Below are 11,053 nucleotides of genomic sequence, written 5' to 3' on the forward strand. Positions count from 1 at the left end.
GGGGATCAACTTCTTCAACTGCAACTTTTAAAAACAATACATTTTTTGCTGCGACAGCAGGTAGAATTACGGTTAATACTGATACAAGGGCAACGCCAACAGTTACCCCTACAATTGGTACCTATGTTTATAATGGTAATCAAAATGGTCCCACTGTAGCTACAAATACTGGTACAGGTACAAGTTATACTTTTAGTTATTCAGGGGTAGGCTCCTCATCCTACGGTCCCAGTGCTACCCGTCCTACCAATGCAGGGAATTATACCGTTACTGCAACTGTGGCAGCTAGTAGTGATGGATTTTATAAACAAGCTAGTTCAGATGCTACAGCTTTCTCAATTGAAAAGGCAAGTATCACGGTTGTGAACACTGACCGTTCGAAAGTATACGGCGAGACCTTGACTGATGCGGATTACAGTGGCAGCATCACCGGCGTAGTAGCGGGCGATGACATCACGGTAACCAGAGCAAGTCTGGGAGATGCAGCCGATGCAACGGTAGCAGGTTCACCATATGCGATTGTAGGAACTCTGGTAGATCCAGCGGGCAGATTGGCAAACTATAACGTGAGCAACCCTGACGGGGTGTTGACGGTGACTCCTCGTCCGATCACAATCTCAGCCAATCTAGGTCAATTTAAATACTGTGGTCAGGTCGATCCAGTATTTGCATACACACCAAGCGAGCCTCTGATAGCTGGCAACAGTTTCACTGGTGCATTGATGCGGGAAACTGGAAATGACGTAGGTACTTATGGTTATACTATTGGTAATTTGAGTGCTGGATCAAACTATACCGTTTCACTTATTGGTACAAATACCTTTGAAATTAAAGGGGTAAGTATAGACGCCTCTGCAAGTAGTACTCCTGTGGCTATAGGAACTCCTGCAACGCTAAAAGCTACTGTTAGTCCTGCTGTGGCTGGAGTAGCAGTTAGTTTCTACATAGATGGTGTCTTCAAAGGTACTAGTTTGACTGGAGCTAATCCAATTGATGGTCCTGGAACTGCAAGGTTTGGAGTCTCAGGCTTAGTTGCCGATGTATACGAGGTTAGAGCAAAAGTAGGAAGTGGCTGTGCTGAGTCTGAGGTTGCATTCCTTCCAGTGTATGATCCTGCCGGAGGATTTGTAACCGGTGGTGGTTGGATAGATTCACCTGCAGGTGCAATGACTGGTGCCAAGGCGGAAGTGGTAGGAAAAGCGAACTTTGGATTTAATGCTAAGTACAAGACTGGTAAAAACAATACCAATGAGGTTGATGGTAATACTAACTTCCAATTTAAAGCAGGTGACCTACACTTCTCAAGTTCTATACATAACGCTATGCAGCTGGTCATTTCTGGAGCTAAGGCAACTTATACTGGTACTGGAACCGTGAATGGTGTTGGAAACCATAAGTTCAGAGTTATAGCAATCGATGGTCAAGTATCCGGAGGTGGTGGATTTGATAAGTTCAGGATCATGATCTGGGACCATAATTCATCAAGTACGCTTCTTTACGATAATAAGCGAGGCACTTCTGAAAGTTCTGATGACGCTACAGAAATTGGCGGAGGCTCTATCGTGATCCACAAGCCGGCAACCAAAGGCAACAAGAGGATTGCAGTCAATGTGCAGGAAGTTGAATGGAACACGCCATTCGAAACCATAGAAAAAGACCTGATCAAGATGTCTAAAAACTGGTTTGACGGTTATGAGGTTGCCATCAAGTGGGACAACAAAGCCTATGACCAAATGGTATCCGGATTCTATCAAGTGGATGGATTTGTTCAGGATAATCCTTGGTTTGATGTGGACGAGGCTATCTCTGTACCGGTAATGGTTCTCAACAAGCCGATGGCCAAAGACATCGTATTGGAGTCCAACATCCTACCTGCCAAACTTGAGTCCGGACAGGCAATCAGTCTTCTGACTACAATCGACCCTGCTGACAACATCCATACCTACAGCATGGAAGCGCATCCAAACTTCTATATCGAAGGTAACAACCTGATGTGGAAAGGTACTCAAGAAGCTGGAAATCAGTTGAAAGCAACTATCAGCAGCACGGATAGGGCAGGGCAGACCATCAGCAGGGAAGTGACCCTTTACAGGGAAATCAAGCCTAGTGAAATTCTGGTCTATCCAAACCCGGCTACAACAGATGCCAACATACAGGTACAATTGTACGGAGGTTCAGATGTCACCATCAGGATCTTTGATGCCGCAGGACGCGTGGTTTACCATGAAGAAGCTTATCAGGAAAACAGTTTCGTCAGAAACATTGAACTGAAAGGTTTGGCCAACGGAATGTACCATGTCATCGTGAAAGTCGATCATCAGGTGATGACCAAGCGATTGATTAAAAATTAATGCACAAATTATGGTTACAATTATCCCTCTCTGACTTTGGTTGGAGGGGGATTTTTATTTTATAAAATACCCTCTTTGGGGTATTTTTTTTTATATTTCAATAGATGATTTTTAACGAATGAAACCTTACAATAAATATCTTTGGTTTTTGGTGGTTTTGCTTTCCTTTTTTTGGGCAGGTGAGCTCAATGCTGAGGGTTTCACAGTTCAGCCTATTCCTGTTTCCTATCCCAATGATGAGTTGATAGGGCCCAGTATGTTTTATTTGGAGGAAGAGGATGACAGCAATCCCTATCAGGTTTTAGAAAGATTTTTGGATGGGCAATTCACTTCATTCGGTGAGGCCAAACTTTTTAACAAAGGCTATACAGAATCCATTTGGTGGTTTGCTTTTATGTTGGAAAACAACTTGAATGAAAACAACAAGGTGATCTTCAGTCCTGTGGGTGCAGCAATCAAGGAAGGCATCCTATACACTTTTGATCCTGATGGAGAATTATTGAATGAACAGTATTCTGGCTTTTTGTATTCGGAAAAGAGAAGGGATATGAACAGCCGGATCAATTCCTATCAGATAATTCTTCCTCCCCTTGCCCAAAGGTTGTTTTTGCTCAAAGTGGACAGCAGGGGACTCAATACTTATATCCCTTTTTACCTTGACGGTGTCAATGAATATTGGGAATATGAAGTGACCAGGACTTCAATCTATGGCACTGTTACCGGAGTATTATTGATGGCTACAGGACTTGGGCTGTTTTTCTGGTTATATTTCAAAGAGTCCATGTACCTGGCATTTGCAGGATATTTGATTTCCAGTCTGATTTTAATCTTGGAAGAAGATGGCTTTTTGTTCCTTTGGGTTTATGGGGATTATTTTGGTCAACTCTCTGCCGTCATTATACCACTTTTCTCAGTTTTGATGTCTGTGTTTTTGTTGCAGTTTATCCATTACTTTTTTGGGATCAAGCCTTATGGATTTTCCATTGCAGAAAAGTCTGTTCCCTTATTTTATGCCATTTACCTATATGCTTTTTTGGTTTTTCTGACCTTGTTTTTTAGTACAAGTTATAGTTTTAACCGATATGTGAATGGCTTTGCACTATTTCTTTCATTTATCAATATGATGTTGATTTTGTTTTTGACCTTCAGTCAATTCAAAAAGAAGGGGAAGATTACCTATTTTATTTTTGCCGCTTTGGCTTTGCTGATTTTTGGTTTTTCCAATTATGTCCTGAACCTACAGGGTTTCACGGATTGGCATCCACTCAAACCCAATGGATTGATATTTGGCTCTATAGTCAACGTGATTGTCCTGACCATTGGTATTTCCCATAGATACTATCAGATCAGAAGGGATAAGGACAGGCTGACTGCCAAAATGCTGGAACAGGAAAGGAAAACAGCACAAAGTATCATTGAAGCCCAGGAAAAGGAAAGGCAGCGTATCGCCAAAGACCTTCATGATGACCTGGGCGGATTGTTGGCCATGATCAAATTGAAAATTGATAGCATTCTATTAGACCAAAAAGAAAACGATAATAATAAGACCTCATTGGAAGAAACCCAAAAACTGATGCAGATGGCCTGTCATGACCTCAGGTTTATCGCCCACGAACTGATGCCATTGGAAGCAGCGGAAAAAAGGCTGAAAACCATGGTCTCAGAAGTTCTGGACTTGGTCAAAGTGCAAAACAAAATCAAAATCGCCTATGATATTGGTGATATCCCTTATTTGAACATAGACACCAAAATCAACCTTTTCAGGATTATCAAAGAACTGCTGAACAATATCATCAAGCATTCCGAGGCTTCCGAAGCTGACATACAGGTGTTCTTTGATAATTTCGATGACAGCATTACCCTGATGGTCTCTGATAATGGCAAAGGGATTCCTGATGAATTTATCAAAAACCCCAATGGGGGGATGGGGCTGTCCAACCTTCATAAAAGAGTCGATTACCTCAAAGGGCAACTGCATTTTGATGTGAACAAAAACGGCACAACAGTCATTGTCACCATTCCTTTCGAAAAAATAGACAAGACTTATGAGTAAGCGGATTCTGATAGCGGATGATCATGAACTTTTTTCCTCAGGATTGGAAAGTCTCCTGTGCAAAAACCCGGACTATTTGGTGGTGTCCCATTTCAAAAACGGGAAAGAGGTTCAGACTTTTTTTGATGATGGAGGAAAGTCCGATCTTTTAGTATTGGACCTGAATATGCCCGTGATGGATGGAATCCAATTATTGACTTATTTACAGAGAAACCACCTGTCTATAAAGGTGCTGATAGTCAGCATGCATCAAACGGAATCTTCAGTAAACCTTTGTAAAACACTTGGCGCCAAAGGCTTTGTCAGCAAAGATTCACATTTAAAAATCTTATTGAATGGGGTTGAGGAAATCCTTGAAGGTGGGGAATATTTTCAGGATGTATTCAGGGAAGAAATAACCGAATCGGGTTCTGGATTCTACGAAAGGCTGATGATGGAATATAACCTGACCAAAAGGGAAGTCGATATCATCCAACTGATCCTCAATCAGTACGAGAGTAATGAGATTGCCGAGAAATTGTTTTTGAGTCCTTTGACGGTGAAGACCCACAGAAAGAATATTTTTAGAAAACTGGGTGTTAGAAACCTGACCGGTTTGGTGGCTTTGATGAAAGAACAGCCGAGATATTGATGGGTTTACTTAGTCTTTATTTTTTCTTTCGTTGGTATTTTTTTTTATCTTCAAATTTCTATCACCCAAAAATTCCATGCAGACCAATTTCTACCCTGTCTCACCTGAGCTTGCCGATTATATTTCAGGTATCATTTTCCTTGAGGGAAACTTCGAAAATGAATTTGAATCACTGATGACAGTAAAAGGGTCTGCCTCGATGGGAATTCCCTTAGGTAAGCCATTTCGCTACAGATTGTTGGTTCAGAAGAAAGTAAAAAACAGACTTCCAACTGAAATGTTTGATGAACCTGTGCTTTTTGGCCAAATCTCCACCTATGATAAGGTCTCTTCCAAAGGAGATATGAAATTGGCAATAGTGGTTTTTACCCAGTTAGGGATTTACCCATTTCTACAAGATGATGTTTCCCAATATTCCAACGCCCTGACTCCCATATCCCAAATCCCTACAGTTGATTTCCCTAAGGAGCTGCAGATCCGGCTTAGTAATGGCATTGAACATGCAGAATCAGTTGGTCTGATAGAACAGTATTTGAAAAATCATTTTAACCAAGTACCGGATAAATTCAAAAACACTAAGTTGGATTTAGTGCTGGAATCCATATTCAAGTCGGAAGGAATGGTGACTGTACCGGAATTGGCAGAAACGTTAGGGAAAAGCAAAAGAAGTTTGGAGACGGATTTCAAAAAAAAAATTGGCCTGAGCCCTAAGCTCTTTTGCAGAATAGTCAGGTTTCATGCGGTTTACGACAAATTGATGAAAGCAACAGAAAATGATTTCTTTGGGCTAATTCTGAAATTTGGATATGCTGACCAGTCCCATTTTATCAAGGATTTTGTGGAATTTACAGGCTTCACTCCCAAAAAATACCTAAAATCCCCCTCTTGGCTTGACATCAGGATCAATCAGTATCTGTCTGAAGAAGGATCTTTATAAGTCACTTCGCATTTCTACAATTTTTAGATGATTTCAAAACATATTTTTGTTTTAACTCAATGGTATAGTCGCTATCCAAATAAATTGGTAAAACTGCCGAATTGAAATCACCTTGATTGCAAAGTCTTTCCCATGTCGAAAAATATTATCATAGTCGATGACCACGATCTTTTTGCATCAGGTCTTATAAGCATTCTTTCCAAAAATCCAGATTATTCCCTAATTGGACAATTCAATAATGGTAAGAAATTGGTGGATTACCTAGATTCATCCCATTCTAATCCCGATTTGGTGACCTTGGATCTGAATATGCCGATCATGGATGGGGTTCAATGCTTGGGTTATATTCAAAGACATTTCCCAAAACTGAAGGTCATTGTCATTAGCATGCACCAAACAATAGCTACAATTAATCTTTGTGAAAGATTGGGTGCTTATGGATTTGTTGGCAAAAACTCCCCTTTGAAAGTTTTGTTAAATGCTATTGAAAAAGTTTTGGACGGGGAAAAATTTTTCGACAAAGAGGAGGCCGAAAATCAAAAGAAACAGCCCGATGGTTTTTATAAAAACCTCATTCAGGAATATAACCTGTCAAAAAGAGAGGTGGATATCATCCAATTGATCATCAACCAATTTGAAAGCAATGAGATTGCGGATAAGCTCAATCTCAGTCCGCTTACCGTCAAAACCCATCGAAAAAACATCTTTAGAAAACTAGGTGTCAGAAACCTGACCGGCCTCGTGTCTATCATGAGGCAGCAGCCTGGATATTAGTTTTTTTTACCAGGTCTTTTTCTCTGAGGATTTTTCATTTAACAATTAGACAAATTTTCAGAAATACTCCTTTTGGGGTATTTTATGCAGCAGGTAAAATCAGGAAATTAGTTTCAGAAATATTTAACCTTTCGACCAAAACATAAAACCATGAAACCCTTGAACTTAAACACTTTTAATTTTATAAGCCTATTGTTCGCTGCTTTAATCTTTTATGGATTGATTTCCTGCGAAGGTCCTGAAGGACCGGCAGGCGCCTCAGGTCAAGCAGGTCCTCAAGGAGTGGCCGGGGCAGCAGGCCCTCAAGGCCCGGTGGGGCCTGCAGGGTCACCTGGTCCACAGGGACCCGAAGGTGCTGCAAATGTCATTGCCAGCGAATGGCTAAATCTGACATGGGCATCAGTGCCACCTTATTCTACAAGCACTGTAACTGCACCTGAAATCACTGAAAGTGTGTTAAACCAGGGAACAGTCTTGGCATATTTTAGGCTAAATCCCACATCAACTTCCATTAAATTGATGCCAACACCAATTTATAATAATGTTACGGGAGCGATGGTTTATATTATCGATTATTCTATTCGTGTCGGAAGTTTATTGATTTTTCATGGGACCCCTTTAAATGAAAGTCCTGGTGCCGCCACTTCTTTTCCGGATGCGAATGTCAGGTATATTGTCATCCCACCGTCAAGCAGTAGTGGTAGGGAACATTACCCATTTGAATTTGATGATTACGAAGCCCTATGTGAGTACTTCGGGATTAACCCTTGATATTTTTTCGTTCGTATGTTTTTTCAAAAAAAGCCATCCAGGGGTATGGGTGGCTTTTTTTATTTCAAGAATAATTAGTACTTTTATAAGTAAACCAATTATTATTTTAGCTGAATTTTTCGAATAGACTCGTTTTTAAAATGGATTAAAATGAAAAGTGCATACTTTATCCTTTGGATGTTTTTTTGCAGTTTGGTGTATTTTGAGGCACCTGCACAATCCGATATTCAGCTCCGCTCTTGGGGACAGGCCCATGGGATTGAAAGCGCAGTGATTTATGGCGTGTTCCGGGATCAGAATGACCTGATTTGGATCTGTACTTACAACGGTCTCTTTTATTTTGATGGATTTAGGGCCTATAAATCCCCGATTTTGGAGACGGATGGAAAAACATCTTTTAATGGCATTGTCAAGCAATTGGTACAATCGTCAGATGGGAGATATTGGCTTAAGATTGACCATACCATGGGTGCCTATGATATTTATTCCAAGGTATTTACACCGCTCAAAACCCAGCCTTCGAATTTGCTTTCCACTTTTTCAAGTGTTGGAGATCAACTATATATTGTTGATCCAATAAAACACTTTCTGGTTGATAGGGATTTACTTGTAATTTTTCCGATGGTATTTGTGGATGAACAAGATTCCATTATTTCTGATGTGGTTAGGCCATTTGGATTTCCTACTAAATACTATAGCGAGGTGGATGGATTTCCCGTTGAGTTGGTTCCCTCAAAAAACATCGGAAAATATGTATTGAGGAGCCATTTGGATTCTTTAAAGACAGTTTGGAATCACAAGGGTTTCCTTGGCCTAAATACTGATGTCAACGGAAATTCTTGGTACAGACATACCCTAAATTACCGGGAATTGCTTGTCGAAGACCCGGCGGGTAGTATAGTTAATGATGATATTTTGCCATATTTTGAGGGGGCTACAATCCACTTTTTTTATACCCAACCGGATTATTCTTGGTTTGTCACAGACAAAGGCTTATTTCGTTGGGAAAAAAACGCCGAAAAACCTAGCCGTCAGTGGGATGGGTTTCCGGAGTTATCTGAGGTTCAAATAGCAAACTCTTTTGATAGAGGTAAAACGCTTTGGTTTTGGAATAGACAGGGTTTATTCAATTTGAGAGTCAAGTCATCCAAGTTCTATACCATTACAAAGGAAAACTCAAGCCTTTATAGCAACTTTATCCTTGGAATTTATCCTTTCGATGAAAACCGACTGATCATCAAGCATGATTTCCCTGATACCCACTACAGCTTATTTGACATAAAGTCCGGGGAGTTAAGGTCTGTCCATAGTGACGAAATTTATAGGGATTTTAGATTGTTGGAATATCAGGAAATCCTAAAAAATGGCGATCCGAAAAGCTGGATTTTGGAGCATGGCAGACGTATTCATGAGTTTTTTGAAGGCAAGCCCAATAATAATCCATTTACCCGGACTTTCATCTCTGATGGTAAAACTTATGATTATTTCATCTATCCTGGGGATCAATTTGATTTGGTAAACCAACTGTGGCGCATATCGGAGGACAAAATGGTTTTTCCCAGAATTTCCCCTCTTCAATATGCACAACAGGGAGATACCGTTTGGATAGGGACAGAAAGTGAAGGCTTGGTGTCCCTGCATACCCCAAGTGGAGAGACACGACAATGGCTTTCCGACACAGGCAGTCCTGAAAGTATCCCCGCCAACCGGGTGCATGCGATAATTCCCGTTGCCGATGGGAATCTTTGGTTGGGTACGGGAAACGGCTTGTCTTATTTTGACAAAAAGGCTGGAAAATTCAAAACCTACCGTACACAGGAAGGACTCGTGGATAACAGAATTTATTGTATGGCCTTTGACCAAAAGGGACATCTTTGGATCGGTACAGGCAACGGGCTTTCAAGATTTGATACTTTATATAAATCCTTCACCAATTTCACCAAAGCAGACGGATTGGTCAATACCGAATACAACCGGAACTCAGCCATGTTGCTGCCTGACGGCAGGATGATGATGGGAGGTATGGAAGGGATTGATCTCTTTGATCCGGATGAGGTTGAGGAAATGTTGGATAAACCACAGCCATTTATCGCCCATATCCACAACAATGACAATTTGGTAAACATCAAGTCACAATTTGAATTTGCCCATGATGAAAACCATTTTGATTTTTATGTTTCCGCCAACCCTATTTGGATGGCTTCTACATTGACTTATGAGTACCGCTTGGTTGGCTCGGAGAAAGATTGGCAAGACCTGAATTACTCCAACATAGTCCATTTCCCCAATCTCCTGCCCGGTTCCTATAGTTTTCAGGTCAAGATTGCAAATCAACCGGAGATTGCCAGCTATGATTTTGTGATCCATCAGGTGTGGTACACGAGTTGGTGGTTCAAGTTGGCCTTTATTTTACTGGGACTTTTCTTGATTTACCTTATTTACCGGATGATGCTTACCAGGAGGATGAACCGGTTACACCAAGAAAACAGCATCATGCAACTGAAAGCTGAACAAGCCTTATTCCTTACCAAGGAGCGTGAAAGGATCATTGCCGACCTTCATGACGATGTGGGCGCTACGCTCAGCAGTTTGCATATTTATGGAGATTTGGCAGGTCAGGTATGGGATTCCCAACCTGAGAAAGGCCGGGAAATGGTGGATAAAATTCGTGATCAATCCAAAGAACTGATGGGCCGCATGAGCGATATTGTTTGGAGTATGAAGGATCCCAAAAACGAGAAATATTCCCTCCGGGCGCGAATCCTTAATTATGCCAATGAATTGCTTGCCTCCAAGGAAATACAGTTTGCGGAGGTTATCGCCTCAGACCTGGACGAAGAGATCTTCCAGCCTGAACTCAGAAGAAACCTGTTGATGATCACCAAGGAAGCCATGAACAATATCGCCAAACACAGCCAAGCCGACCGGGTAAGGTTGACGCTTACCAAAAAAGAGGACCAATTGATCCTCAAAATCAATGATAACGGTAAAGGGTTGGACCTGACTTTGGCCCAAATCGGAAATGGATTGGGAAATATGCAGCAGCGTTGCCAACAGATGAATGGAAAACTATGCATTGATAGCCAAAACGGAAACGGAACTACCCTGACCTGTTCTATCCCCATGGCTACATTTAGTATTGTAGATGGAACCGAATCCCTATAACTTTAAAGGATGATCCGGGTAGCCATATATGACGATAATTCTGCCCGCAGGGAAAGTTTGCAGGCTTTGATCGGTTTGGTGCCTGAACTGGAATGGGTGGGTTCTTTTGAAAACTGTGCCACTATCAAAAAAGACATAGACCAAAGCCGACCGGATATCATCCTGATGGACCTTGAAATGCCCGTGGTCAATGGGATCGAAGGCATTAAAATAGCCAAGCATTACGCACCCCATATCAAGATCATTGTGCAGACTTCCTTTGATGATGACGAAAAGGTTTTTGCTGCCCTTCAAGCTGGGGCAGAGGGCTATATCCTTAAATCTGCCTCCGTCACCCAAATCACCCAAAGCATAGACGAAGTCAATAAAGG

General features: G+C 41.4%; 8 protein-coding genes. All 8 read left to right on the top strand.

The window, feature by feature from the left end; all coding sequences use genetic code 11:
- Positions 1-2,351, top strand: a 2,351-nt coding sequence (locus tag ACEW8U_RS19880; RefSeq protein WP_373523804.1) for an MBG domain-containing protein, incomplete at its 5' end; no start/stop codon positions are given.
- A 118-nt stretch (positions 2,352-2,469) separates the two neighbouring features.
- Positions 2,470-4,404: a 7TM diverse intracellular signaling domain-containing protein gene (locus ACEW8U_RS19885; RefSeq protein WP_373523805.1), complete on the top strand. Its 1,935-nt coding sequence runs from the start codon at positions 2,470-2,472 to the stop codon at positions 4,402-4,404.
- Positions 4,397-5,035: a response regulator gene (locus ACEW8U_RS19890; RefSeq protein ID WP_373523806.1), complete on the top strand. Its 639-nt coding sequence runs from the start codon at positions 4,397-4,399 to the stop codon at positions 5,033-5,035. Before ACEW8U_RS19885 ends, ACEW8U_RS19890 begins: the two co-directional genes overlap by 8 nt.
- Before the next feature lie 76 nt (positions 5,036-5,111).
- Positions 5,112-5,972: a helix-turn-helix domain-containing protein gene (locus ACEW8U_RS19895; protein ID WP_373523807.1), complete on the top strand. Its 861-nt coding sequence runs from the start codon at positions 5,112-5,114 to the stop codon at positions 5,970-5,972.
- A 132-nt stretch (positions 5,973-6,104) separates the two neighbouring features.
- On the top strand, positions 6,105-6,746 hold the full coding sequence (locus ACEW8U_RS19900) for a response regulator (protein WP_373523808.1): 642 nt from the start codon (positions 6,105-6,107) through the stop codon (positions 6,744-6,746).
- 150 nt (positions 6,747-6,896) lie between these two features.
- Positions 6,897-7,517, top strand: a complete 621-nt coding sequence (locus ACEW8U_RS19905; RefSeq protein WP_373523809.1) for a hypothetical protein — start codon at positions 6,897-6,899, stop codon at positions 7,515-7,517.
- A 150-nt stretch (positions 7,518-7,667) separates the two neighbouring features.
- The gene (locus ACEW8U_RS19910) at positions 7,668-10,682 is read left to right on the top strand and encodes a two-component regulator propeller domain-containing protein (protein WP_373523810.1); all 3,015 of its coding nucleotides are present in this window, start codon (positions 7,668-7,670) and stop codon (positions 10,680-10,682) included.
- A gap of 9 nt (positions 10,683-10,691) precedes the next feature.
- Positions 10,692-11,053 (top strand): response regulator transcription factor (locus ACEW8U_RS19915; protein ID WP_373523811.1); only part of this gene is annotated, 362 nt, incomplete at its 3' end.

This window comes from Aquiflexum sp. (genome assembly GCF_041751335.1).
Classification (GTDB): domain Bacteria; phylum Bacteroidota; class Bacteroidia; order Cytophagales; family Cyclobacteriaceae; genus Aquiflexum.

What these genes read in the sequence shown, in the direction of transcription:
- ACEW8U_RS19885 (WP_373523805.1), top strand. Translation starts at nt 2,470, where the DNA reads ATGAAACCTTACAATAAATATCTTTGGTTTTTGGTGGTTTTGCTTTCC.
- ACEW8U_RS19890 (WP_373523806.1), top strand. Translation starts at nt 4,397, where the DNA reads ATGAGTAAGCGGATTCTGATAGCGGATGATCATGAACTTTTTTCCTCA.
- ACEW8U_RS19895 (WP_373523807.1), top strand. Translation starts at nt 5,112, where the DNA reads ATGCAGACCAATTTCTACCCTGTCTCACCTGAGCTTGCCGATTATATT.
- ACEW8U_RS19900 (WP_373523808.1), top strand. Translation starts at nt 6,105, where the DNA reads ATGTCGAAAAATATTATCATAGTCGATGACCACGATCTTTTTGCATCA.
- ACEW8U_RS19905 (WP_373523809.1), top strand. Translation starts at nt 6,897, where the DNA reads ATGAAACCCTTGAACTTAAACACTTTTAATTTTATAAGCCTATTGTTC.
- ACEW8U_RS19910 (WP_373523810.1), top strand. Translation starts at nt 7,668, where the DNA reads ATGAAAAGTGCATACTTTATCCTTTGGATGTTTTTTTGCAGTTTGGTG.